The 25,195-nt window shown below is 69.0% G+C and carries 14 protein-coding genes and 3 pseudogenes; 6 read left to right on the top strand and 11 right to left on the bottom strand.

The genetic code is table 11. The features are described 5' to 3' along the window. Positions 1–1,107: 1,107 nt before the first annotated feature. A complete protein-coding gene (locus tag ACWGJO_RS25220; protein ID WP_452187084.1) occupies positions 1,108–1,683 on the top strand; it encodes a hypothetical protein in 576 nt (191 codons plus the stop codon). Between the two features lie 216 nt (positions 1,684–1,899). Here ACWGJO_RS25220 and ACWGJO_RS25215 read toward each other — a convergent pair whose 3' ends face one another. From ACWGJO_RS25215 to ACWGJO_RS25190, 6 genes are all read right to left on the bottom strand, one after another. After that, the gene (locus ACWGJO_RS25215; RefSeq protein ID WP_452187083.1) at positions 1,900–4,866 is read right to left on the bottom strand and encodes an RNaseH domain-containing protein; all 2,967 of its coding nucleotides are present in this window, start codon (positions 4,864–4,866) and stop codon (positions 1,900–1,902) included. Between the two features lie 54 nt (positions 4,867–4,920). Next, positions 4,921–8,229: a hypothetical protein gene (locus ACWGJO_RS25210; protein ID WP_452187081.1), complete on the bottom strand. Its 3,309-nt coding sequence runs from the start codon at positions 8,227–8,229 to the stop codon at positions 4,921–4,923. Next, on the bottom strand, positions 8,219–9,478 hold the full coding sequence (locus tag ACWGJO_RS25205; protein ID WP_452187079.1) for a restriction endonuclease-related protein: 1,260 nt from the start codon (positions 9,476–9,478) through the stop codon (positions 8,219–8,221). Before ACWGJO_RS25205 ends, ACWGJO_RS25210 begins: the two co-directional genes overlap by 11 nt. A gap of 46 nt (positions 9,479–9,524) precedes the next feature. Beyond that, positions 9,525–10,757, bottom strand: a complete 1,233-nt coding sequence (locus ACWGJO_RS25200) for a helix-turn-helix domain-containing protein (RefSeq protein WP_452187077.1) — start codon at positions 10,755–10,757, stop codon at positions 9,525–9,527. Positions 10,758–10,960: 203 nt separating this feature from the next. Further along, positions 10,961–11,413, bottom strand: coding sequence for a hypothetical protein (locus ACWGJO_RS25195; protein ID WP_452187075.1), 453 nt, complete (start codon positions 11,411–11,413; stop codon positions 10,961–10,963). Positions 11,414–11,691: 278 nt separating this feature from the next. Continuing rightward, the gene (locus ACWGJO_RS25190) at positions 11,692–11,844 is read right to left on the bottom strand and encodes a hypothetical protein (RefSeq protein ID WP_452187073.1); all 153 of its coding nucleotides are present in this window, start codon (positions 11,842–11,844) and stop codon (positions 11,692–11,694) included. Between the two features lie 1,076 nt (positions 11,845–12,920). Here ACWGJO_RS25190 and ACWGJO_RS25185 point away from each other — a divergent pair. Both ACWGJO_RS25185 and ACWGJO_RS25180 read left to right on the top strand, forming a co-directional pair. Beyond that, positions 12,921–14,171, top strand: a pseudogene (locus ACWGJO_RS25185) (SAV_2336 N-terminal domain-related protein); the annotation flags it as partial. A 714-nt stretch (positions 14,172–14,885) separates the two neighbouring features. Next, positions 14,886–16,676 carry a TIR-like protein FxsC gene (locus ACWGJO_RS25180; protein ID WP_452187113.1) on the top strand — a complete coding sequence of 597 codons (1,791 nt, stop codon included), beginning with the start codon at positions 14,886–14,888 and terminating at the stop codon, positions 16,674–16,676. Positions 16,677–16,691: 15 nt separating this feature from the next. Here ACWGJO_RS25180 and ACWGJO_RS25175 read toward each other — a convergent pair. Beyond that, a pseudogene (locus ACWGJO_RS25175) lies at positions 16,692–17,623 on the bottom strand (IS5 family transposase). Between the two features lie 612 nt (positions 17,624–18,235). Beyond that, complete coding sequence (locus ACWGJO_RS25170) at positions 18,236–18,676, bottom strand: hypothetical protein (RefSeq protein WP_452187071.1); 441 nt, start codon at positions 18,674–18,676, stop codon at positions 18,236–18,238. A 204-nt stretch (positions 18,677–18,880) separates the two neighbouring features. Between ACWGJO_RS25170 and ACWGJO_RS25165 the strand changes: the two genes are divergently transcribed. Both ACWGJO_RS25165 and ACWGJO_RS25160 read left to right on the top strand, forming a co-directional pair. Beyond that, positions 18,881–20,047 (top strand): hypothetical protein, encoded by a 1,167-nt coding sequence (locus ACWGJO_RS25165; RefSeq protein ID WP_452187069.1) that lies wholly within the window; start codon positions 18,881–18,883, stop codon positions 20,045–20,047. Positions 20,048–20,196: 149 nt separating this feature from the next. Then, positions 20,197–20,475, top strand: coding sequence for a hypothetical protein (locus ACWGJO_RS25160; RefSeq protein ID WP_452187067.1), 279 nt, complete (start codon positions 20,197–20,199; stop codon positions 20,473–20,475). On the opposite strand, the pseudogene ACWGJO_RS25155 reads toward ACWGJO_RS25160, so the two are convergent. The 3 genes and pseudogenes from ACWGJO_RS25155 to ACWGJO_RS25145 all read right to left on the bottom strand — a co-directional run. Continuing rightward, positions 20,472–20,600: pseudogene (locus ACWGJO_RS25155) on the bottom strand (IS5/IS1182 family transposase); the annotation flags it as partial. The gene ACWGJO_RS25160 and the pseudogene ACWGJO_RS25155 overlap by 4 nt on opposite strands. 107 nt (positions 20,601–20,707) lie before the next feature. Beyond that, positions 20,708–20,992, bottom strand: coding sequence for a hypothetical protein (locus ACWGJO_RS25150; protein WP_452187065.1), 285 nt, complete (start codon positions 20,990–20,992; stop codon positions 20,708–20,710). Between the two features lie 252 nt (positions 20,993–21,244). Beyond that, positions 21,245–21,532 carry a hypothetical protein gene (locus ACWGJO_RS25145; RefSeq protein ID WP_452187063.1) on the bottom strand — a complete coding sequence of 96 codons (288 nt, stop codon included), beginning with the start codon at positions 21,530–21,532 and terminating at the stop codon, positions 21,245–21,247. Between the two features lie 664 nt (positions 21,533–22,196). Between ACWGJO_RS25145 and ACWGJO_RS25140 the strand changes: the two genes are divergently transcribed. After that, on the top strand, positions 22,197–25,154 hold the full coding sequence (locus ACWGJO_RS25140; protein ID WP_452187062.1) for a hypothetical protein: 2,958 nt from the start codon (positions 22,197–22,199) through the stop codon (positions 25,152–25,154). Positions 25,155–25,195 lie beyond the last annotated feature (41 nt).

The raw sequence follows: 25,195 nt of genomic DNA, 5'->3' as shown, positions 1-25,195 counted from the left end.
CCGGCTCCACCGTGACGGTGGAGCCGGGACACCACGGATCACTGAGCTCGAGCGGACCCGGCAGGCTCAACGGCTCCACTGTGCACCCGCTCGCGGAGGGATGATCCCTCAAGTAGGAGCAGTCCCACATGCAGTCCCACATGACATGACCACAACTGCTCCTTGACTGCCCTCCCCGCCCTCTTGGGGTCAACCGACGTCGCTGTCGGAGTCGACCGCCCGCAGGAGGCCCTCCTCGCACCCGCGGGGGTCAGCCGTTCCACGGGGAACGCACGTCGCTCTGCCGCGTGTCCTCCCCGCGCACGCGGGGATATGGCGGCAACCATCACCTGATCTGAGCAGGGAGACGTGTCCTCCCCGCGCACGCGGGGATATGTTCTGCCCGGCGTCACGGGCCCTCGGCTTCTGGTGAATCACCTGCTCGAGCACGCCGAGAGCGGCGGCGCGGTCGGCGAAGTGCATGGCCTTGCCACGAGGAAGGCGGTTGGGGCGGCAGGGGTTCGGCTCGCTGGTGAACAGGACTCGCGTTCCCACGGCTCTGCGCTGTCGTGCCCGATCGGAAACCAGGTGCCTGCCTCGGAACAGGGCTTGGTCAGAGGATGGTCCATCCGAGCTGGCGTTGGCCGGACGGTACGGCGGGTGCTGTGAGAGGGCGCCCCTGCATCACTGCGCCGGTCGGATCGAGAGCCGACCCGCTCGCAGGCGGCCTTGAGGACTGTGACGACCTCGGATTCGGCGAACCCGCCGATCCGGATGTCCGGAGCGCTCAGACCTGCCAGGCCGACGGGCCAAGGCGACATCTGTCACCTCCCGCAGGCCGGAACTCCATGAATGCGCCGAACTCTCAGCCACGCGAGGGCGTACTTCCTTCGTCGTACGGGTGCCGAGGCCACCGTTGGCAGCCGCCTGCTCGCGGTGCGCGAGCCGCTGCGTGTCAGCGCATTCAAGGACTCCCGCCGGAGCCGGTGCCCGAACCGGAACAGCCTGCGGCCACCTGACCGGACGGAAGATCCCGAACCGGTCACGGAACCGTCACATCGCCTGCACCGAGCGGTTCGTATCACTACGGTCACCCCTGTCATCCGCACCAGCTTCTCAGGGAACCCCATGCGTCGCACCGCCCTCGTCCTGCTTGCCGTCGGCCTGACGGCCACCGCAGTCGCTTGCTCCAGCTCTGGGTCCGGCAGCGAGAAGCCGCCGGTCAGCACCCCCACCGCGACGGGCGGCGCCACAGTCGTCGGGGGCACTCCTGCCACCTCCCCCTCCGCCGCGACGAACATGGCGCCGGGTGCGGTGACGGGTAGCGCATCGGCGACTTTCGCCGTGGTCGCCATGACCGTGCAGACGGCGAAGTTCGGCCGGTCCGTGACCGCGGAGGACGACCCGAACCACCTGCTCGGCCGGCCCGGCCAGTACACCTCGAAGGTCACGTTCACGGACTCGCGCGTCAAGGAAGCCGACGTCGAGGGCGAAGACGCCGACGCGGTGGCCCGCGGTGGCGCCGTGGAGGTTTTCGCCACCGAGGCCGACGCCAAGGCCCGCGCGCAGTACATCCAGGGCATCGTCAAGTCCCTCCCCGCGGCCCTGGAGTACGACTACGTCCGCGGCACTGTGCTGATCCGCGTGTCCAAGCTCCTGACGCCCGAGCAGGCCAACGGGTACAAGGCGGCCATCGGTGCCTGACCTGCGGGTATGACGGGCCGGCCCCTTGGGGGTCAGCCGGTCGGGCATCTGAGTGCCCGGCACGTCATACAGGCCGACGATGACCTCTCGGATCGGCCACAGCGAGCGTCACCGACTCCCGTCCGCAGCGGAATACCAGTCGCTCAAGCTGCCGTTCCGCCACGGCCGATGCTGTGGGGGAACGGCAGTCCTCGTGCCCTGGCTCGGCATCCGATCTCAGTCGTCTTCGAAGGCCAGTCCTTCGACCGCCTCGCTGAGAATCTCCCGGTCCTCGGTCTGGAACTCCCGGGGGGCGGATCGCCGGAAGTGGGGGTGGTCGAGGTCCATCTGCAGGGCCGCGTGCAGCGGTGCCGGGTACCGGGTCCGGTCCGACCAGGACAGGGCCTGGTCGCACATCCGCGCGACGGCCACCGCCAGGCCTTCGCGGGACACGGCCTCACTGACGAACATCGGGGTGACCTCTCGGCTCGTCAGTGTGTACCAGGGGGCTTTCAGCTCGCTCTCCGGCTGGAGGCCCGCCTTCTCCGGCAACGCCCGCCAACGGGTCTTCCACTGACCGAACCGGGTCTTGCCGTAGTTCCTCGGCTCCGTCACCACCCACCACGGGTGTCCGGGGCCGCTGTCCTGCGGGCGGAACAGGTCGCTGCTGGTCTTGCTCTGCTTCTCGTCCCCGGAGGCGAGTCGAGTCGTCAGGTAGGCGATGCTCGGCATCTCGTCGGCGAAGCAGTTGATCCGTACGATCCCGGCCGGCCTCATGTGTTCCGGCAGGCCGGTCCCGGGAAGCCACACCCGGCCGAAGGAGTCGAACTCCTCCATGCCCTGCTTGTTGTTGTGCAGCCCGGGGAAGATCCGGCGTGCCCCGTGCCCGTCGAGGATCACCGCGTACGGCATCCCGTCGAGTTCGTCGGCGAGTTCCTTCAGGCACTCGTTGATGTCGCGGCCCGCCTCGGACCAGCGCTGGACGTCCGTGGTCCCGCTGCTCGTGTGGTCGATGTAGTTCCTCTTGTGAAACTCGCTCTGCGCCACCCGGTACGACTCCCAGTACGGATGCAGGTTCGACCAGCCGAGGATCCGCCACCGGCCTCCCGGCTCCGCCGACGGGATCAGGCAGGACGCGGTGACGACCCGCTTCGGCTCCGCGCCGAACGTGTCCGACTTCGACTGCCGGCGCACGTGGATGCCCAGGAACGCCATGCGGGGGATCTCGTGCGGGTCGTCCGGTGTGTACAGGGCCCGTTCGTACCGGTCGTCGACGACCCCGCAGGACCGGTTCAGGTCGAGCAGGGCCATGAACGCCCGGTGGTCGCTGTCCCGATCCTTCGGGATGGTGATCACCCTGCGGGTCCTGGTCCCGTTCCGTCCGGTCTCCGTCGTCGCGCCGACGATGTACTGGCTGGGGACGAGTTCGGTGGCGAAGGCCCTGCGGAGCTGGAACTTGGCGTCCTTCGCCACGAGGTCCTTCCGGGCTTCGGCGGACTTCATGCCCTGCTGTTCCTCACCGGGCTCGGGGATCTCCGTCTCGCACCACGCCGCGAGAACGACCCCGTCCTCCCGGAACCTGTCGACGACGCCCCGGACGTTGTCCAGCCGGCTGTCGTCGGGGCCGTGTGCGAGGAGCTTGTTCGCACGGACGAAGACCGCCTCGATGCCGTCGGCGAGCGGAACGGTGTCCCCGTCCTTCGGGTCCATGTCCACGTCGCGTCCGTGGGAGTGAGCGAGTGCGCTGATCATCCGCAGCCGGGTCTCCTCCCGGTACCAGAGGCACATGATCCGAAGCCGCGTGAAGTCCTGGTCCTCGATCGACGAGCGTACGCTGTCCGGCGTGGGCAGCCCGCAGAGGTTCAGGAACTCGCCGGTCTTCTTCCGCTCCTTCTTCTCCGCCGGGGTGATGGTGTGGATCCGCTCTCCGAACACCGTGTCCACGGCGCCCAGGGTCAGGAACTCGGCCTTCCCGGCGAAGGCGCGGTCGATGTGGTCGTGCAGCATCGCGAGATGGTGCAGTCCCGCGCCGGAGCCGACCTGGAACGAGCGCTGCTTCGGGACGAGTGGGCGGATCGTTCCGGGCTTCTCGGTGACGCGCTTCGCGGCCTTCTGTTCGTCGGTCTTCGGCGCGTTGAGGGCATCGGTTTCGGACCGTACGCGCTCATCCACCGTGTTCAGCGCGGTCGCGTCGGCGTCCAGCTTCGCGAGGATCTCCAGGGCCAGCCGGTTGGTGTGCTTGAGCTTCCTGCCGTCCAGGTCCACCAGGAGGATCGGCCCATCGCCCCGGTCGACCATGACCTTGCTGGACCAGATCACCGCGTCGTTGACGCGCCGCATATGGGCGTCCAGGTTGATCACCGGCTCGGGCCGGCCGGGGTGGGTGGACATGTTCACCGAGATGCGGGACAGCGCGTACTGCGCCTGCCACGGCTCGGGGTTCTCGGGGTAGCCGCTCTCCAGTGCCTCGGGGGTGAGCGGGTGCGGGAGGGCGGAGAAGGCCGGGCCGATCGGGTGACACCACGCGATCAGGTCCCCGGAGCTGTCGGGCCGGTACCAGACCTCCGCGGTGTTCTGCGTGTGCTTCCATCCCGAGATCCTCATCGGGAAGTCGCCGTTCTTACCCGCCTTCTTGGACTTCTCGAGAACCGGCTCGATCTCCTGATCGTGGAACGGGACGTCGGCCATCCTTTTCGCCACGTGCCATCGGATGGCCTGGTAGGCCCACGACGGTGGGTCCGCGATCGCGGCGTCCTCGCCGGGAAGGATGACGTCGACGAGGCGCCTGCTCACGCTGTCGGTGCCGGCGACCAGATCCGCGAGCGACGAATCCACGCGCAGCGGGATCTCGTCGACCGGGATTCCGCGCACGACGCCTTCTAGGTAGGTGAAAACCTTCCGAAGGGACTTCGGCTCGACCGGCGCCAGGGCGACCATGAAACGCAGGTACCTGTCGAGGTGCACGTAGCCATCGGTGAGCTGCTGGAGGATGTTCGCCACGATCGAGTAGGGCAGCAGGAACCGGTTGCGGTCCGCTCCCTTGGGTGCCGACCTCCGTTCGTCCCGGGCCTGCTGTTCCAAGGCCTTCCACGCCTGCTGGGTGATCTCGTCGAACTCCCACACCTCGGCCGTCATGCCGTCCAGCAGCGCAGGCGTGCACAGGATCGTCGTGGTGGGTGCGGTCAGGTCACGGCGTCGCGCCATGCGTCGGGTACCTCATTTCTATCTCTGTGCGGGCTCGTGCCGGCACCGGGTGTGCTACTTGTTCATGTCCGCGTACGCCAGGAAGGCCTTCAGGGCCTCGCCGTACAGTTCCTCCATGACCGTCCGCTGGTCGGGGGTCCAGGCCCGTTCGATCCGGCGGATGATGGCGGCCATCCCCGCGCTGAAGGTCGCGTCGTTCATCGACTCGTCGACGATGAACAGCCGCATGTCGGTCTCGCCACGACGTCCCCGGCCCGCCAGTTGGATCAGCTGGACGATCATCGTGGCGACCAGCTCCTCCTGCAGGTCCGTGGTGATGTTCGAGAAGTTCGCCGGCGACCGGAGAATCATCATCAGCCGTGCCCACGCGGCGCCCTGCGCCGCGTGGATCGCCTCCAGTGGGCGGTCGCTTCCTCCGGCTGGCAGGGCGTTCATCCCTGCGGCGTTCACGCTCGCGTGCAGCCAGGACGTCGCCTCGATGCTCAGGTACGGGCGCGTGCAGAGGTAGACATCGTGCACGGCCGATCGGACCCCGACCACGATGTTCAGCCCGCGGTAGATCAGCGGCAGCGGGGCCACCAGGACCTCCCCGAGGTCGGGGAACTGCTCCAGCTGCTCACGGGTGATCCGGGTGACGTGCGTCGGGACGTTCTTCTCGTACTCCTCCGGCCTGTCGTGGCTCCTGACCAGGACACAGACGCGGTGGGTGAGCCCCTCGGCCATGGCCACGCCTGAAGCAAGGTGCGCGGCCTGCTCGTAGGAGTTCGTCGCGAGGATCGCCCTGGCCTGGTTCGGCTTCGTCTTCTCGAGCTTCTTCAGGCGGCGTTGGATCCGCTGCTCGTACATCGCCTGTCCGAGCTCGCGCAGTACGGCGGGCTTGTGTTCGGCGTAGATGCCGCCGATCCGGATCGCCTCGCGGCCCTCCTTGCCGTCCCGGTAGATCGGGTCTGCGAGTACGGTGATCGACTTCGGGCGCACATCGGGAATCCACCAGCGCACCGGCGCGTGGACGTGCTCGCTGACCGCCTGGGGGAAGAAGGAGGTCGCGGACAGGCCCAGGACGGGCCGCTCGACTCCGGCCGACAGCAGCGCCGTCAGGCCGCCGAGCTCGGAGACGAAGGTGTGCGGGTCGCCACCGATGATGCGCGTCATCAGTTCGGCGTTGGTCTCGCGCTTGTCCATGCCCTTGAGCTGGAAGCCGTTGATCGACGTACCGATCATCGCCGTCGGGTAGAGACCGCTGACAGCGGACGACTCGACGGCGTCGAGGATCTTCCGTACGGACGCGAGATCGAGGTGGCGCATCGACTGCGCTTGGTACCGCAGTTCTTTCAGCGACGCCTCGAGGTCGGACAGCACGGTTCGGGAGATCAGCAGGTTGACCAGTGCGGCGCGCTGCTGGCTGTCTTCCACGCTCTTCGCCAGGAGCTCGTGCAGGTCGGTTTGGACCTCCGCGAAATACGTGTCTCCCCGAGGTGCCACCAGAGCCGTCAGCGCCCGCTGGACACTGCTCCAGTCCGTCGCTCCGTCGGGCGGAACGGGCTCGTCGGCCGGAACGCCCTCGTGCCAGCGCTCGGGCATCAGGGCGTCGAGGAACGCGGCCTGGCCGGGCTCGATCGGTTCACCCTTCACGACCTGTCCGGGGAACAGGAGGGCAAGGATCTCCCGGTCCCTGGACTTGGCCATGCGCCAGCCCGCGTTGTCCCGGCTCGCGCCCTTCGATCCGTCGTCCACCGTGCCGGGGTTCAGCCTGATGCCGTTCTTCGCGCAGGACCACAACAGCGCCGAGTTCGCCATGTGCTCGGCGTGGTTGAGCGAGGAGAGGACCTGTGTGGCGTGGTGGGTGGGGATGCGCCGGAAGTCCTTGCCGATGCTCCACAGGTCGGATTCGACCCGACGCGACGACAGGGTGGTCTCCGTCACGCACGAGTCGATGACGGTGGACAGGAACGCGTCGATCTCGTCGATCACAACGGCGTCGCAGCCCCGCAGAATCGTTTCCAGCACTGTCAGGCCCGCCGTTCCCCTCGGGCGACCGCGCACCTGCCGGCCGTCGAGGACCATGCCGATGCGGGTCGTGCCGGCCAGCAGGTTGGCGTGGCTGGTGACGATGACCGTGGCGTCCTGGGCGTCGTAGAACTGGGAGAACTTCCCGCAGGCCTGGATGAACGGGCAGGCGTGCTGCACGTCGCCGCCCCCGACGGGGGAGAGGGTCAGGCAGTTCTCCTCACCGGGCGGGTACAGGTCGTGGGGCTCCATCAGGGGGCGCTGGGCGCAGCCGTGGGCGAGGAGCCCGATGTCGGACTTCCGGCGGGTCTGCCACGCAGTGATCTCCTCGGCGGAGTTCAGCGCGGCCTGTGTGAGGGCTCGGCGGTGCATGCTCCGGGGCGAGAACAGCGCTGCCACCGTGTGCGGCTCGGGGAGGTGCCCGTGCTGGTGGAGCCAGGCGAGGTCACCGGCGATGCTCCACCTCATGTCGAGGGTGGACTTCACGTCGGGAACGATCAGCGCGATGCGGATCCCGTGGAAGGCTGCCCATGCGGCCAGGACGCGGGTGAGGACGGTCTTTCCACTGGCGGTCGGGGCGTTGAGGAGGTTCACCAGGCCTGAGGTGAGACTGAACTCCGCCAAGGCCTCGTCGGTGGTCTTCAACTGCTTGAAGAACTTCTCCAGCGTGGTGTGCAGATAGGCGCGGTCGGGGTCCTGTTCGTCGAGCAGTGCGGCGATGCGCAGCAGCTCGTCGACCGCGGGGGCGATCCGCTCGCGGTGTGAACGGGTGGCGAGCGCGGGCAGTGCTTCGTGCCCGGGTGCCTGGCGGAATGACCCGGTGCGGTGGAAGGTGATCTGGCGACGGGTGACGCCATGCTTCTCACCGAGGTCGGCGGTACGGGTCTTCCATGTGCCGGGTCCGGCGAAGGCATGGGCGCGGCGCCGCTTTCCCCAGGTGAAGAATGATTCGGTTCGGCTGAGTGCGTAGCCGAGGAAGTCACCGCCGGCGCGGATGCGGACGGCTTCCGCCCGGAACGGATCCTCTCCGTCGAGGACGATCGTCCCTCCGGAGCGGTCGTCGGGGTCTCCGTCGAGGGAAAACGCGCCGGTCAGAGACAGCGCCGCGTTCTTGAGCTTGTGCTCGGCGGCCCATTCGGGCGGGGTGAGGAGCATGACCTGCCGGATCAGGTGGCGCTCGTCCGCGGTGAGGGTGGACCACCTTGACCAGGCCTGGGGCTTTCGGTGGGCGAAGAAGGTCGCCTCGCGGAACCCAGCGGTCATCTCCCCGTTCTCCCCGGGGCGGGGGAAGTAGTGGGCGGTCAGGGCGAGGACCGCCATGATGGCCGCTTCGTCGGCGCGCCGTTCATCGGCCATCGCGGCGGTTCTCCTTGACCTCGTGGACGACCATCGTCAGATAGTCGGTCGCGGTGATCGCCTGCAGTTCGTACCGGCGGGCGGCGGCGTTGAGGTGGTCGACCTGTTCGCTCCGGTGGTCGGGCACGATGAGCCACTTGGCTCCGCCCTGGTCGCCGGCATCCCTGTGGATCTTGGCGATCAGGTGGTTGGTCCAGGTGTAGTCCTTGAAGTCCGCGCTGAACAGGACCTCGCGGGCCGGGCTGATGAGGGCGTGGTCGAACGCGTCGTCGAACGGCCACAGTGCGACTCTGCAGTCGATGGCGGTCAGGTCTTCCTCGAGAGCCTGATGGAGCTTCAGCTCGGGCAGGCCGGCGACGGTGGTGTACCGCCACACGGCGCGGTGCAGGGCGAGGTGGTCGGAGGCACGTCGGGGCTGTGGAAGGTCGGGGAGTGTTCCAGTCCACAAGCGGGCGTAATGGGGGGAGGGCCGGCGGCATTCGAAGGCGGGGTGCAGACTGGGCGGCTCGCTGCCAGCGGTGGGAGTGAAGACGTAGACCGCGCCGGTGTCGGCGTGCCACGGATAGAGGCATCGGGCCGTGCCGCGGGCCCGTCGGCCGCTGCCGGTGACCGTGACCTTCATCGGCCATCGGCAGGCCGTGCACGGGAAGAACCAGCCGTGGTGCTGCGCGTACTGCTCGATCGGCTGGTAGAACCGGTTGGCCTGCATCGGCAGGAGGAGGTCGGGCAGGCCGCCGGCGGGGACGACGGGATGGTTGATCAGTGTGGTGCGGTGGCGTTGGTAGAACTCGCCCTTGATGGACCTGAAGACGGATTCCTGGCTGTACTCCGCGTCGAGGTCCTGGGCGGTGACGCCTTCGGGGCTCCTACTGAGCTTCGACGCCTTCCGGCGGACGAGTTCGGCCTCGTGGCGGAAGTCGAAGCCGCCTGCGGTCAGGACGCCGTCGGGGTCAAGGAGTCTGACACCGTCCAGATCCGTCGCGTCGAGCCAGGTGGGGATCAGACCTTCAAGGTCGCCGGCCAGCTCGCCGCTGAGGCGCTCCAGGAGATCGTTGAAGGTGATGCGGTGCCCTGGGCCGAAGGCCGCCATCAGGGAGCCGTGCGCGTGCATGAGCCGATCGACCCTCTCGGCCGGTTTCAGGCCGGGGTGCGTCGCGGCGTTGGAGCAGATTTCGAACGCCTTGACGACGTCGAGAAGGATGGTGGCGTTGTCCCGTGCCCCGGACGGTTCTGTTGGCGCGTCTTCCACGGGGCGGACTTTAGGGGTGATCGGGTGAACAGTTCCCGGTATTCGGCTACATCGGACCGTTCAGGTGAACTTCGAGCTCTTCGGTGTTGACTCCCGGGTACAGCTGCTGGTAGTCGGCGAGGTGGTCAGCGGCGTGGTCGAGCCCCGAACGGGTCGGATACCAGTAGTGCGGCCCGCCCTCGGCACCGTACGGCTGCCGGTGTTCGATGAAGCCCCGCGCCGGCACCCCTTTGCGGACGGAGTGCCCGACCGCGAGGTGATGGGTTCCGCGGCCTGGCACGTCTCCGTCGGAGATCGGCGTCTGCACGATGATGCGGACCAGGAGGCGCCACAGCCATTCCGACAGCAGGCCCGCGGGAGTGGCGACGCGTTCGATCCCGAGGCCGGAACGGGCCGCCGACCGACCGACACGGGTCAGCTCGACGCGGGTCCGCCTCACCTCGCCGATCGACGGGAGGTACACGGTGTCCTGGTGGCGCACGATCAGGCCTCGTCGTTCCAGTGCGCTCAGAGAAGCCCCAGCTCCCGGATCGTGGACACCGGCCGTACGCAGACGTTCCTGTACAGGGGTGTACCCGACAGCCCGAGTGGGTGCGTGAAGGCAGAACAGGAACCTGCGCCACTGCGGTGCCGGGGTGTACGGCGAGCCGTCAAGGCGCCGCTGTACCTGTTCCTTCTCCTGCTCCTGGTCCTCATGGAACAGTTCCCGAAGGTAGAGCCGCTGGCGGTCGTTCAGGGAGTCCCACGTCTCCCGTGTCCGAGGATCCGGAGCCCGCTTCGACGGCGGCGCGATGCCCGGAGCGGCGACGCTCGTGTTCGTCCTCCGCCATGCGTCGATCAGCAGCCGCAGGGGAACCCGGTACAAGGCGGCGAGGGCTTTGGCGATCGTGGCGCAGTCCGCTGTCGATCGCCATTCCCTGCCACGGACGTGGCCGCCCTGTTCCAGCGCCCGGATCTTGTCCGCCGTCATCTTCATGTGGGCGGTGGTGCGGTACTTCCTCAAGTGCGTCGCGACCTGCTCGGCACTGAGGGATGCGGTACGACGCAGGTCGCGCAGGGTCTCCTCTCCGCGGCGCCCCTGCCCGATGGCCTGGGCATCGCAGCGCAGCGCGGCGAGCACCCGGCCGAAGTAGCGGTCGCCGATCTCCCGTACCCCGGCTTCCCAGTACCGCACGGCTCGGGTGGTGACGCCGACCTGTTCGGCGAACTCCTCGACGCTGAGCCCCGCGAGCTCGCGTCGGTGCGTCAGCCTGGCGGGCATGTCGGTGTCGGCTGCCATGAGGTACAGCAAAACGTGGGGAACTGTTCACTGCAACTACCGCATCGAAAGAACGTCACGACGGGTCGCTTCAAGAGGCCAGGGAAGGTCCTGCCCCGCTGTCGACGGGAAGGAGCGTCGCAGCTGAGTAGACCTACGAACGGCCCGCAGCACCGAGTGGACGACGACCGGCAACCGTCCGGGCGGGGAAGCCGGGGCCGACGCTACAGCGAGGGTTTGTACACCTCGACGGCCCCGCCATGGCGCAGGATGAAGGCCGGGTCGGTGTCTGCGGGGTGGTCTGCCAGAGGGCGCAGGCAGAGGCCCGCCTCTGTGATCGTCCTGACTGCCTGGAGCGTGAGCATGTCTCCGATCCGCCGTCCTTTCTGGGCTACTCGGGGCATGCCGACGATCGCGAACCGACCCGTGTTCTCGACGCCGACATGGCTGGCCAGACTGATGGCCGTCTGTGCGGCGCTCAACGCCTCTCGGGCTTCCTGAGCGGCCAGTTCGGCCTTGATCATCTCCAGGACGACAGGTCGGCTGTACGCCGACCGGGCCCGTCGTGCGATCTCGTTGGCACTGGCGCCCTCGCGAAAGTCGCGCGCCATAGCCCGCGCCACGTCCTGCTTGGCCCGTTCCAGCCTCTTCAGTGCGGTTGTCGTCCTGTCCGGCACTTTGCATCCTCCTTCTTGGCGGCTCATCTATGGAGCTCGGTGGTCAATCCTTTGACCAGGGAGCTGATCAAGGGATTGACCGGCAGAAGTCCGGTGACCAGGGTGGATGCAATAGCGATTAGGCCACGGCGCATACGGAATCTCCGTTAAAGCCCGCGCGCCTCTCGAGGCTGTCGCTAACGTAGTCGACGTGTCCAACCTGGTCGTTCTGATCGGGAATGGATCGGGGCGACCCGTGAGGGCCGCCCCGTGCCCGCTGGCTAGGCGGAAGGCCGAGGTCACCAGTGGTGGTGGTCCGTGATGGTCGCCAGCGCAGCCGCGAACTGCGTCAGGCGAACCAGGAACAGCCACACCTGGTTGCCTCGGCCGATCACCGGTGGCGTTCGCGACTTCCTGACCAACGCGGTCAGGCGCTTCTTGAACTCGGCCATGTTTCTCACCCCCTCCCGTCCTCGTGGTTGCGCTAACGGAGGGGTGAGGTGACAGGCCGTCACCGTGGTGGCAAAGCTATGGCGACCCGCTGTCCGGTGCCGCCGATTCGATAAATCCCGTGAACAGCCGCCCTCCGGTGTGGGACCCTGTGCGCCCGCACGGCCCAAGCTCGCTCGGAAGCGGTCAGTACCGCTCGTTCGATGCCTCGAAGAGGAAGTGGGCATTCCTGGAACGGCCCCCGAATATGCTCGCGGCAGGAGTACGGGGACGCGTTTTAAGGGGGCTATGAGCCGGGTTGTCGTGGTGCACGGGGTGGGGCGGCAACTCGACACCGCCGAGACCCTGCTGGCCGAGGTGGAGCCGGCGCTGCGCGGCGGGGTCGGCCTCGCGCTGCGCGAGGACCCCGCGCTCGGACGGCTGGCGGACGGCGACATCGCCCGTGCCGGATACGGGGACCTCTACCGGCAACGCGGTACGCGCGGCGAGCCGTACTACCGGGCGGAGGACGTCGAGCCCGGGTTCGAGACCGAGTTGCTGGAGGCCTGGTGGCGGGAGGCCGCCCGGCTCGAGCCCGGCATTCCCGGACCTGACACCCGTGTCGCGGCAGGGGCCGGGCCCACTCCCGCTTCCCGTGGCGCGGTCGGCCATCTCGCCTCTCGCCCCCCGGCCGTGGACCGGATCCGCCGCGCCCTGCACGCCCTCACCCGCACCCGGTTCTTCGGTCCCGTCTCCGACGGCCTGCTCGTCTCGGACCTCAAGCAGGTGCGCCGGTACTCCACCGAGCCAGCGCTGCGCGCCGCCGTACGAGCCCGGGTCGAGGAGCTGGTCACACCAGACACCCAGGTGGTCGTGGGGCACTCGCTCGGATCGGTGGTCGCCTACGAGGTGCTGTGCGGGCTCCGGCCGGAGCGGCCGCCGCTGACGCTGGTCACCCTGGGCTCCCCGCTGGGGCTGGCGGGGCTGGTCTTCGACCGCCTGCAGCCGGCCCCGCGGCAGGACGGTATAGGGGTCTGGCCAGCGCCCATCAAGCAGTGGACCAACATCGCCGACCGGTGCGACATGGTCGCCGTCGTCCGCGAACTCGCGCCGAGGTTCGGTCCGGAGGTCCTGGACGTTCCGGTGGACAACGGCTCCGAGATGCACAGCCCCCGCGGGCCCCGGCTCCCGGCACGGCGACCTGGTGCGCGTCGCCCGCGCCGGCGCCCTTACGGACCCACTCGCCGTGATGCGCGCGCTTCGCCCGCTCGGACGCCACTCCGTCGCCGACAGCCGAGGTGAACCGGAGCTCGACGAGGAGGCCACCGTCAGCGCCGGTGCCGACCAGCGCATGCTCATCCCCGTGCTGCGTCCGAGGCCGGGCCGGTGGCTGGACCTCGCCCTCGTCATCGACACGCACCGCTCGATGGTCCTCTGGCACGACCTCGTGGCCGACCTGCGCCGGGTGGTCACCCAGACCGGCGTCTTCCGCGACGTACGGACCTGGTACCTCGGCGGCACCGAGGCCGGCGGCAGCCCCGTCCTGTACACCCGCCCCGGCGGGGCGCCGCGCCGCCCCCAGGAGATCGCCGACCCGTCCGGGCACCGGCTCGTCCTGGTGGTCACCGACACCGTCGGCGGCGCCTGGGGACAGCCGGCCCTGGACGCGGTACTGCGCGGCTGGGCCCGACACGGCTCCGCCGCCGTTCTCGACGTCCTGCCCGAACGCCTCTGGTCACGCGGCGCCGTCCGGCCGTCCCCGCTGTGGCTGCGCACCACCGCCCCGGCCGCGCCCAATGCCCGCTGGGAGAGCACCGCCCCCGGCCGCCGCGGACGCGTCCACCGCCGCCGGGGAACCGGACCGGCCGGCCGCCCACTGCAGGTGCCGATCGTCGAACCGAACCCGTCGGGGCTTGCCGCTCTCGCCACGCTGGTGTCCGGCAGCGGCCGACGCGCCCGGCTGAGCTGCCTGCTCGTCGACGGGGCCGGCCGCACAGGCTCCGGCCCGGGACCGGAGGCCGATGCCGACCTGGTGCCGGAGTGGGAGGACGCGCTCCCGGAGACGGACGGCACGGCGGCATCGGCGACCGCCGCCGTGGTACTGAGGCGGTTCCGTGAGACCGCCTCGCCACCCGCCCGTGAACTCGCGGGCTATCTCTCGGCCGTACCGCTCGTCCTTCCCGTGATGACCCTCGTCCGCCGGACCATGCTCCCGCAGTCCGACCACGGCCACCTCGCCGAGGTTCTGCTGAGCAGTCTGCTCGCGCCATGGGAAGCGCCCGCCCCCGGTACGAGTGCTGACGACCTGAAGTTCGAGTTCCTCCCCGGCGTACGCGACGCGCTGCTCGGCGCCCAGCGCCGCGAGGATGTCCTGCGGATCCGCGTCGCCGTACGCCAACAAGTGGCCGCCTACCTCCGGTCGCACCGCGGCACGCCCGCAGACTTCTCGGCAGCCCGGGTGGCCGACGGCACCACGGGCCGCGCGCTGGCACCCGGGGCACTGCCCTTCGCCGAGAGCGCCGTCGCGGGCGCTGAAGCACCATCCCGACCGAGCGCGACCGTCCCTGTCGCCGACGCGCTCGCAGACCCGGCGCTGCTGGGCGTCGAACCGTCGGAACGCCGCCCGGGAGTCGAAGGGCTGCCGGCCCTGACCCCCTACCACCGACGCGACCTGGACGACGAGCTCTCACGAGCGGTACGCCACGCGGTCGACGGACGCAGCACCGCCGTCCTGGTGGTCGGCGCTCGGGGCACCGGGCGGACCAGGGCCTGTCTGGAGACGCTGCGACAGCTGCCCGACGGCTGGCAGGTCTGGCGGCCCGACGGCGCACTGGACATCTGTACCCGAACGGCGGAGATCGAGCCACGGACGGTGGTCTGGCTCGACGACGCCGAATCGGTGTTCGGCGCCCAGGATCCTGCCGGTGCGGCGGCGGTCGACCTGCTGACGAGGCTGATCAGGGAGCGTCCCACCCGTGCCCCGGTCCTGCTCCTGGGTACATTGCGGACCAACTCCATCGAATACGTCAGGGAGCGGTTCGGAGAGGATCGGCTGTCGCCCCTGATGGCATCGGCCCAGACGGTGATCGTTCCGCATCGGTTCACCTCGCAGGAGGCCTCGGCCGTCAGGCGAGCCGACCGGGCCGACCCACGGCTCGCCGAAGCCGTCCGGGTCGCTGCCTGGGACCGGCGGGTCATTCAGCTCCTGGCCGCGGCACCGTGGCTGCGCCGAAGGCTCGACGAGGCGCCCTCCACCGTAAGCGCGCTCCTGAACGCGGTGCTGGACGCGATGCGGATCGGCCACCGGCGCGGACTGACCGGGTCCGCCCTGGCCACCAGGGCACAGGCCTACCTGTCCGATGAACAGTTCCGGCAACTGCCGTCCGACTGGTTCGCCGACGCACTCGCTCATGCCGTACAGGGCAGCGACTCGGCAGGACTGCTGCAGCCCTGGCAGGAGACAGCCTCGACCGAGACCTTCTACGCCCTTCACCCGCTGGTGGAGGAATGGTGCGACACTCTGATGCCCCGGCTGCCCGGGTCCCTCCGGTCAGTCGCGGCGGCCGGCCCGGAACGCGGCTGGGACGAGGACGATGTCCGGCCGTACTTCGTCCTGTCCTACGCTACCCACACTCGGGCTTCCGATGCGCGGGGCGCGAACGATCCCGACAGCTGGGTCCGGAGCCTGTACCGGGACCTCTGCGAAGCAGTACTGCAGCTCACCGCCGTTCCGGACGGGGCCGCGGTCGGCTTCATGAACGAGCCCGCACTACGGGGCGAACTGTCGGCCAGGCAACAATCCGAGGCACTGGCCACGTGCCGGGTGTTCGTACCGCTCTACTCTCCGAGGTACTTCAACAGCGTTCCGTGCGGCCAGGAATGGCACGCCTTCACCCGTCGGCCGGTCTACCCGGCGAACCTCGGCTCGGAGCGCACCAGCGGCGTCGTCCCGGTGCTGTGGGCACCGATGAGCCGCTACCGGCTGCCGAACGTGGCCACTGAACTCCATTTCAACCACGAGAGTTTCGGACCCGATTACGCCACCGAGGGCCTGTACGCGCTGATGAAGCTCAGCTACCTCCGGCCCGCCTACGAGATGACCGTACAGCGGCTGGCGGCCCGGATCGTGCAGGTCGCCGAGGAGACGGTGATCCCCGTCGGGCGACGGCTGGAGATCAGCGGCCTCCCGAGCGCGTTCAACGCCACCGCCCCGACCAAACAGCTGCGGATCTATGTCCTCGCCGACCGCCGGGACGAGTTGCCCGCCGACCGCAGCCCGGACTACTACGGTGAGCGGCGCACCGACTGGCACCCGTACCGGCCGGACGGATCACCGATCGCCCAGCACGCGGCGCGCCTCGCCCGGCAGCTGGGGTTCGAGCCAACCGTGCACGAGTTCGACGACGAGGCCGAGTCGATCATCGAGCGCAATGACGATGCCCCCGGCCTGCTGCTGCTCGACCGCTGGGCGCTGCGCGACCCGGGCCGGCGCGAGCTGGTTCGGCGCTTCGACCGCTCGGACGCCACCTGGGTGAGCATCCTGGAGCCGTTCAACAGGGACGACCCGGAATGCGGCGAACTCGCCGATGATCTCAGCGAGTTGAGCGACGATGCGCTGCGCATCACCCGGCGGGCCAGTCGGCCGAGCTTCCTCGGCGCGACCGGACCGACCGGGCTGCACACCCTGGAGGACTTCGACGACGCGCTGCCCCGGGCGGCGATGAAGGCCAAGTACGCGTTCGAGGGCCGCCCCCGGGCCGAACCGGAGGAACCGCCGCCGCCCCGGCGGCCGAGCCTGCGGGAACACCTCCAGGACCGGGCGGATGACGCATCGCCGGGCGGCGGGCCGACCTAGGTTCTGTCCCGCCGATCATGTCCGGAGCCAGATGATGGTTGCTGCGACGGTGACGGTGCCCAGGTAGACGTATGCGCGCTTATCGTACCTCGTGGACACAGATCGGTAGTTCTTGAGCTTGTTGATCGCCCGTTCCACGGTGTTGCGGTTCTTGTACCGCTCCTTCTCGAAGCCGGGTGGGCGACCCCCTGCCCGGCCCCGGCGTACGCGGTTCATGGCCTGGTCGCTCTTCTCGGGGATGACGTGGTGGATGCCGCGTCGCCGCAGGTAGCGGCGGGTCCGGCGATTGCTGTACGCCTTATCGGCGCTCACGCTGTCCGGTGTGGTGCGCGGGCGGCCCGGCCCGAGGCGAGGCACCCGAATGCGTTCCATGACTGGCTCGAACTGCAAGCAGTCCGCCCGCTGGCCTGCCGTCAGCAACAGTGAAAGCACGCGGCAGCGCCCGTCGGCACTCAGGTGAATCTTGGTGGTGAAGCCTCCTCGGGAACGACCGAGCGCCTCACCTCCTGCACCACCTCCGCCAGGCGGGCGCACAGTCTCACCCACGGTCTTCCGCTCTGGTGTGCCATCGCGGCCGCCCCTTTTGACGCGGCGGGCGGCGGAACTTTCCGCGCGCCAGCCGCATGCTGGTGGGCACGGATCGAGGTGGAATCAACCGAGACGTCCCAGTCGATCCCACCGGCGGCATCGGCCTGGGCTTGCACCTGCTGGAGTAGCCGTTCCCAGGTTCCGTCGGCCGACCAGCGCCGGTGGCGCTCGTAGACGGTCTTCCACGGCCCGTAGCGTTCAGGCAGGTCACGCCACTGCACCCCGGTTCGCACCCGGTGCAGGATGCCGTTGACCACCTGACGATGATCGCGCCACCGCCCGCAGCGGTTGTTGCCCGTGGGCAGGAGCGGCTCCAGACGTCGCCACTCCGCCTCTGTCAGATCCCCCCGACCAGTCACGCAAGAAGCAACGAACCAGTGGGTGACATGGGTACGGTCAGCACCTGCGATGCCACCACGCCAACTCCGGGTCTTCCGTCGGCTCGTGATGCGTCCGCCCGAGGAGTACCGCGTCCAGGCGCTCGACCTGCACCCGGAGTTCGCTGGCGGCCCTTGGCGGAAGCATGAACAGAGCCTCTTGCAGCTTGTCCCGGGCCCAACCCTCGCCGCAGCAGGGGCAGGTGAACTCCGCTTCCCATTGCCTCCACCGGCGCCTCGTGCCGTGGACGCGCACGGACCATACGCTCAGCGCCACCGCCACGATGCCCGGAGACAATCGCTCCCGTTCGAGCACACGGACAGCGGCATTCGCCGCTCCCGACAGACCTGGGACATCGCGATACCGCACCCAGGGCATACCCCAGCCGCGTTCCCGCGGCCGAAGTGAAGCTGGTGTTCTACGAGGCACGGCCCCTTCGAATGCAAGTCATGGACGGCATCCTCCCACATTCCAAGATCGGCCGGACAGAACCTAGACAGCCCCCGCCTCGTCCAGCCCTCTGGGATGCCCGCGGCTTCCATGACACGAGGCTCCTGACAGAACGGTTCTCACCTCGCGCCCATGGGACGCATTCAACGGTCACGGGGCACCAGATCGCCCAACGCCTCCTCGAAGGCCGTGAGCGGATACTGCTCGCTTCCGCAACCGGGCATCTCAAGCTTCTTGAGCTGCCCACCGACGATGTGGGACCTCAGCGGTACGGGCAGGGCATCCGGCCACAGACCGGTCCGCTTGCCCTCGGAGAGCACGCGCCGGAAGGCGCCGGTGGAGCCCCGGAGGCTCCGCCCGTTCGCCTTCAACTCGTCGGCGCCGCACTCGCCTTCGCCCTCGACGACCTGGAGCAGGATCTGCTGGGCACGTGGCGGCAGGCGGTCGTAGTACGAGCGGGCACGCTGCGGCGTCCAGCGGTCGTCCGGCACCGCGGTCACGACCGCCGCCGGCGTGGCGGCGAGGGCGAGCAGCTTCTCGAGCACCTCGAGGGTCGGATTCTCCACGGTGATCGTGATTTTCATGAGGGAACACTGGCAGCTTGGAGCACTGAACACAAATAACCTCCACAAACGTGTCCTAGACGATGCCCATACCTCGGGCTTCTCTTGTGTATCAATCTCTGTGTTGCGTCCTCTAACTGGATTTAGAGGACGCAACACAGGGCCTGATACAGATAGGCTGTCCCGGACGGATCATCAGCCTGCTGTACCGGAAGGAGAGCGCCCGTGGATGCCGAGGCGTCGGACGGCCTGCCCGTCCTGATGGAACGCTCCACCGAGGTCGTGGTCGCCGAGCTGGTGGACGACAATCAGGCCCTCGCGCCGCTCGCGCACACCGGAGTCGACCCCAACGAGACGCTGACCGAGGACGCGGCCGACGACCTCGCCTCCGCCCGGCCGGCACGCACCAGCCAGACCTACGCCGAACAGTGGCGCTACTTCGCCCGCTGGTGCGCCGACAACGGCCGCCACCCCGGGCCGCGCACCAGCGAGGCGAACATGGTCTCCTACGTCTCCCACCTGCGGCGCCGCGGCGGCCGTGACGGCACGGGCGCGCCCGTCAGCTCCCTGCGCCTGGCGATGGCCGCCATCCGAGACGCCAACGCCCGTGCGGGGTACGAGAACTGGCCCCCGAAGAAGGCGACCGCCGAACTGATCCGCAAACAGGCCGCCGAACACGCCCGCGCCCGCCGCACCCCGAAGTCGAGCCCGCCCGTCGACGCCGCCCGCATCGCCCACCTCCAGCAGGGCACGACCGCCGACGTACCGCTCGCTCGCTGGCGCGACCTCACGATCCTGCACCTCGGCTACCGCACCCGCGCCCGGCGCTCCGAGCAGGCGGCCTACCGGATCGACTCCGTCGTCTTCGAGCGCCTGGACGACGGCACCGAGCAGATGCTCGTCGGCAAGCGCATGTCGAAGAACGACCACTGGTCCACCGGCCGCGAGTACGTCGTCCGCGACCCGGTGGCGATCACCGTCGTGCGCACCTACATCTCACTGCTCGCCGAACTCGGCCAAGCAGCACCGCAGTTGCCACTGCTGCGCGGCATCACCCGCTGGGGCCGGCTCATGCCCGTCCCCGTCTCCGGAACCGGCATGACCGGCCACTCGGTGAACCGTGCCTTCAAGCGCATGGTCACCCGCACCCCCGGCTTCGACGCCAAGAACGCCACCAGCCACGGCCTGCGCGCCGGCGTCCCCGCCGACCTCGCCGCCCAGGGCTACAGCGCGGCGGAGATCCTGGTCATCACCGAGGACTGGAAGTCCACCACCATGGTCGAGAAGTACGCCAAGGCCGGCCTCCGCCGCGCCGGCAAGGACAACCTCGGCCGGGCCCAACAGGCCCTCGACTCCCTGGTCGTCCCACCGCCGACCGGTCCCACCGGATAAGAAGTCCTCTCATTTGGCGAGTCGGCGATAGCAGATGAGTGCTGCGGCGATGCTGGCGAAGGCAGCGAAGTGCTCGGCCTTCCGCCAGGACAGGTAGGAGCGGATGAACTCGGCAGGGTCGCCCCTCCCGGAGACGTATAGTGCGTCCCATGTCCAGCGAGCGGGGAGAGCCGGAAGCTCTCAAGAGCGCGAATCCAGCGACCTACGAGAACGTGTGTGCCGCGATCCTGGTCTCGCTCGACTACGCCAACTTGGACATGGACTTCCCCCGCATCGTGCACTGGCTAAGGCAGCTGCCCGCAGGAGACCGCGATCGCCTCCTGGGCGAACTGGAGGCAATCGCCGCGACTGATGCGATCCGCCGGGACGACGCGACGTACCTGCTGGACGACCTCGGGCTGCGCCACATCCACTGGGAGCAGCCCTAACAGCCATCTCGCCTGGCGAGCTGGCGGTAGCAGATGAGGGCTGCGGCGATGCTGGCGAAGGCGGCGAAGTGGTCGGCCTTGCGTTCGTAGCGCCGGTGGAGCCGGCGGAAGCCGCCCGACCAGGCCGTTGGGTCGGCCGCGCGGCGAGGTGCCTGCCGTGGCAGGTCCTTTTCCGCGCGGCCTCCCGCCGAACCGGACATGACAGTTTCCTGGTCATCCGGCTCTCCAGTGATCACGACGTGAGTGATCTGGCCGTTCGTTCCTTGTGGATGCGGTCATGGCAGGCGGTGCAGGCCACGAGGGTCTTGCGCCGCCGGTCGAGCATGACGCGCGACGCGACCATCGCACCCAACTCGCCCAAGCCACTTGACACACAGAGGCGCTGTGAAGTCACAAGCACCCGTCCGGCCGCGTGCGTGGTGACGCCACCAATGAGCCGACAAATCCCAAACAGGACAGTCGAGACGTCAGTCAGCCGAGGGGTCAGACCCACCAGCGGCGTCACCACGAACATCATCACTGTCAGCCGATGACGGTCGGCAGGCCGTGCTGGACCGCGGCGTTCTCTCTGCGAGCGCGGAGGTCGGCCGTTCTGGGTCATCGACGGCGGCCTCGCACCGCTCCTCGCCCAGTGCGACCGCGGTGGCCAGCACCTTGACCGCGGGCAGGTTGAGCATCAGCACGGACAGGATCTGTTCCAGGTCGGCGGCGAACCGCGTCACCGTGCGGGCCGGGCACAAGTGGGCACCCAGGTCCTCCAGGAGCCCGCCTACCGCGTCTGTGCCCGGATCGCCGGCCGCGGTCCGACGCAGTACCAGCAGGACCTCCCACAGTGCCTCCAGGCGCCAGGCGGGCAGGGTATGTACACCACCGCCTGGCCGGCGCCGCCCTCGGGGACCGCCTCGGCCAGGGCCTCGATCGTCAGGCCCGCCGTCAGCAGCAGGTAGCGGTTGTCGTCGTGATGGGCGTTCGTTGCGGCGGCCGTGGCGAGGTACTCCAGCACCTGGTCACCCAGATAGGCCACGTCCCGGATCCAGCCCGGGCGGGCGGGTAGCACGCAGACACGATCCGGACCGGCAACTCGTGGAGTCTTCATCCCATCAGCCTCCCAACACACCAGGCCCGGGCGCAGGAAGACACCCGGACGACGCGGCCCCGCGGTACGACCGCGCTCCGCCGAGTTGTGGCTCCCCGGCGCCGTCGGCTCCGTCACGACCGCGACCGAGACCGCCCAATCCCCCGGGGGCAGCGGCGCGGCGGCGGTCACGGCCATAGGCACGGCTTTACGGAGCACAGGGCGTGTTATTGCCTCGGACCGACGCGTTCGCGATCCGGGCGAGGCGCCCGTGTCGGATGGATACAGCCGTTTCTTTCCTCTTGGTCGTGTTGTGCGGGTGCGATCACAACCGGCGGATGCTACCAAGAACCACCGACGGGGCATCCCTGATTGTTCGCCAACCACCCTGCCTGCAGGGGAATTTATCTCTCTTTTATAACTCCTTCACACTGAGGGTGGCGTCCCTCGGGGCCGACTCCACCTCCTGAAGAGGTGATTTTTCCGTTTTTCTCCCACCACCAGGCCGGACCTTCGCGCGCTTTGATCACAATGCGGCATCCGATCCCCCCTCTCGTCCGGAACAGAGACCTCCTAATTCGACCCGGACCGTCACTGCCGGCTTGCATGATGGGGACGCCTGCAAACCGCACAGAAAGTGAAGGCGATGCACCGTCACAATGCCCACCGAATAGGGCGAACCACCCGGAGAACGGCTACCGCGCTGATCGCGGCCGCCGCCGTGAACATCGCCGTACTGGGCCACGCCCCCGCCCAGGCCAACACGGGAAGCGCCCGGCTCGAGGTCCCCTACAACCGGCCCCCGGTCCTCCACGACTACGCGGCGTGGGAGAGTCAGTGGACGCCGGGCAGCAGCAGCAACGTCAACGTGCCCTGTATCAGTGACCCGGCGGCCTGGCCCACCGTCGGGCGCAACGACGTCGTCCTGACCGCCAGGATCTCCGACCCGGACAGCGACGTCGCCCTGAGCGCCAAGTTCGAGGCCTGGAACCACGACACCGGGCAGTTCTTCCCGCCGGTCTGGGCTGGAGCTCCCAACGGTTCCTGGGCCGTCACGAGACTCGGCGCCGACAGCCTGCGTGACGGCGGCCGCTACAAGTGGCACGTCCAAGCCGAGGACGGCATCGCCGGATCGGGCTTCGGGCGTGACTGCGGATTCAACGTCGACAGCACGCCTCCCTCCAAGCCGACCGTCGCCTCCGCGGACGGCCACAGCATCGATGTCAGGGAGGTGCCCGCCCGCACCCCGCGCACGGTCAAGTTCGCTTCCAGCGACCAGTTCGGCCTGAAGGGGTTCTGCTACTCCCTCAACAAGCCGCTGCCCGTGGTCAACCAGGGCTGCGGTGGCACCTGGGTGGACGCCGGCCCGGACGGGACCGCGACCGTCACGTTCACGCCCACCCTGTGGCCAACCACCCGGCTCACCGTCCAGGCCATGGACAAGGCCGGCAACCTCTCCGCCTACGACGGTTCGGACGGCGGCCCCAACTCCAGCACGACGCTGATCACCACCGCATTCCCCAACTTCGTCCACGACGCCACCGATCTGGCCCTGACCGGGGACCGACCCGGCGACCTGACCGGTGATGGGCACGCCGACCTGGTGGCCGCCACCAGCACCGGCGAACTCGTCCTCTACGCGGGCCACGGCGACGGCACCTTCGACCAGCCCCGCACCGTCGCCAACCCGGGCTGGTCCGGTGCCCAGGTCACCCACCGGGGCAACTTCACCACCCAGAACCCAAGCCAGACCGACGACGGCTACGAAGACTTCCTCGTCAAGCAGGGCACCCGGCTCTACCTCTACGCCGGCAACGGAATGGGCGCCCCCGACGAGTCCCGGCGTACCGAACTGTTCCACCCCAGCGGGGGCGACTGGTCCGCCACCAACCAGATCCTCGCCACCGGCAACCTCGACGCCCGTGCCGGGAACGACATGCTCACCAAGGACGGCGACACCCTCGTCCTCTACAGCGGCACGACGGCGGGTCCCCTCGCCTCCGAGATCGGCACCAACAAGTTGAATCCAGGCACTGTTGTATCCGCCTCCGGCTGGAGTGACTACGACGTCCTCGCCCCCGGCGACGTCAACGGCGACGGCATCCCCGACCTGCTCGCCCGGCGCAACACCACCGACCCGAACGACGCCGAGTACGGACGTGTCCGCCTCGTGCTCGGTGCCCGCAACGCCGACGGTCGCGGCTACCAGGCCGGCAGCCCCGCCACTGGCAGCGTGTACGCCAGCGGCTTCGACCCCCAGCACCGGCCCCTGATCACGTCGCCCGGCAACCTGCACGGCAGTGTCGCCGACAGCGGCAGGGGCTACCCCTTGTTCACCCCGACTCCGGGCCAGACCATCGGCGACGTCCTCGCCACCACGCCCGCCGACTCCGCCACCCCGGTGACCTACTACACCGCCGACGGAACCGCCCAGACCACCACCTGCCCCACCGGCTGCCTGCTGATGTACCCCGGCACGCCGACCGGGCTCGGACAACCGCGCCTGGCCGCCCAGGGCAACCTGCACACCGTCACCGCACTCGACGGCGGACAGAGCCTGCGCAGCCCCGCCACCACCATGACGCGCGCCGCCAACGGCACGCTCGTCGCGGTCAAGGTCACCGCCGACGGCAACCTGTGGGCGACCAACCAGACCGGCACCACGGGCGGCTTCCGCAGCTGGTACCAGCTCAGCGGCCAAGGCGTCCACACCGGCGACCCCGCGCCGATCCTGTCGCCGGCCGCCGGCGGCACCGTCCACGTCTTCGCCCGCACCCGCGCCGGACAGATCGTCGACTACGCCCAGGCCGGCCCCGACGCGTCCTTCAGCCCCGCCACGGCGGTCGGTGGCTCCGCTCCGGTCTTCGCCCGGGACCCCGCCGTCACCCTCACCGCCAACGGCAGCATGATCGTCACCGCCGTCGACACTGGCGGCGACCTGTGGGCGACCAACCAGAGCGCGCCCGGCTCCGCGTTCGGCGCCTGGTTCAAGGTCAGTGCCAGCGGCGGCCTCACGGGCCGCCCCGCAGCCGTGACATCCCCCGCAGGAGGCGGCACTGTCAACCTGTTCGTCCGCGCCACCAACGGCCACATCGGCTTCTTCGGCCAGGGCGGCCCCACCAGCGGATTCAGCCCGGGCGCCTACCTCGGCGCCACCTCGCCCTCCTTCGCCGGGGACCCCAGCATCACCACCGCCTCCAACGGCACCATGGTCGTGGCCGCCATCGACGTCAACGGCGACGTCTGGGCCATCGACCAGGCCGCGCCCGGAACACCGTTCCGCGAGTGGTACAAGATCAGCCTCACCGGCGGCACGGGCGGCGCCACCAGCATCGTGCTGTCCCCCGGAGCCGGCGGCACCGTCAACATCGTCGCCCGCACCACCAACGGCCACATCGCCCTGTTCGGCCAGGGCAGTCCGACCAGCGGATTCAGCACCGGCGCCTACCTCGGCAACCCGAACATGATCTTCGCCGGAGACCCGCGTGTCACACTCCTCGACAACGGCGCCATGATCGTCACCACCACCGACACCACAGGCACCACCTGGGCCATCGACCAGGACTCACCAGGAGAGTCCTTCCGCTCCTGGTACCAGGTGTAATCACCAGGACAGAAAGATCAACAGGTCGGCCGGCCTGGCAG

It is taken from the genome of Kitasatospora sp. NPDC054795 (assembly GCF_053611565.1).
This window is presented reverse-complemented; position numbering and strand designations above follow the sequence as displayed.

Coding starts and splice junctions, on each gene's coding strand:
- ACWGJO_RS25220 (WP_452187084.1), top strand. CDS start 1,108: ATGCGTCGCACCGCCCTCGTCCTGCTTGCCGTCGGCCTGACGGCCACC.
- ACWGJO_RS25215 (WP_452187083.1), bottom strand. CDS start 4,866: ATGGCGCGACGCCGTGACCTGACCGCACCCACCACGACGATCCTGTGC.
- ACWGJO_RS25210 (WP_452187081.1), bottom strand. CDS start 8,229: ATGGCCGATGAACGGCGCGCCGACGAAGCGGCCATCATGGCGGTCCTC.
- ACWGJO_RS25200 (WP_452187077.1), bottom strand. CDS start 10,757: ATGGCAGCCGACACCGACATGCCCGCCAGGCTGACGCACCGACGCGAG.
- ACWGJO_RS25190 (WP_452187073.1), bottom strand. CDS start 11,844: ATGGCCGAGTTCAAGAAGCGCCTGACCGCGTTGGTCAGGAAGTCGCGA.
- ACWGJO_RS25180 (WP_452187113.1), top strand. CDS start 14,886: ATGGCATCGGCCCAGACGGTGATCGTTCCGCATCGGTTCACCTCGCAG.
- ACWGJO_RS25170 (WP_452187071.1), bottom strand. CDS start 18,676: ATGAAAATCACGATCACCGTGGAGAATCCGACCCTCGAGGTGCTCGAG.
- ACWGJO_RS25160 (WP_452187067.1), top strand. CDS start 20,197: ATGTCCAGCGAGCGGGGAGAGCCGGAAGCTCTCAAGAGCGCGAATCCA.
- ACWGJO_RS25150 (WP_452187065.1), bottom strand. CDS start 20,992: ATGATGTTCGTGGTGACGCCGCTGGTGGGTCTGACCCCTCGGCTGACT.
- ACWGJO_RS25140 (WP_452187062.1), top strand. CDS start 22,197: ATGCACCGTCACAATGCCCACCGAATAGGGCGAACCACCCGGAGAACG.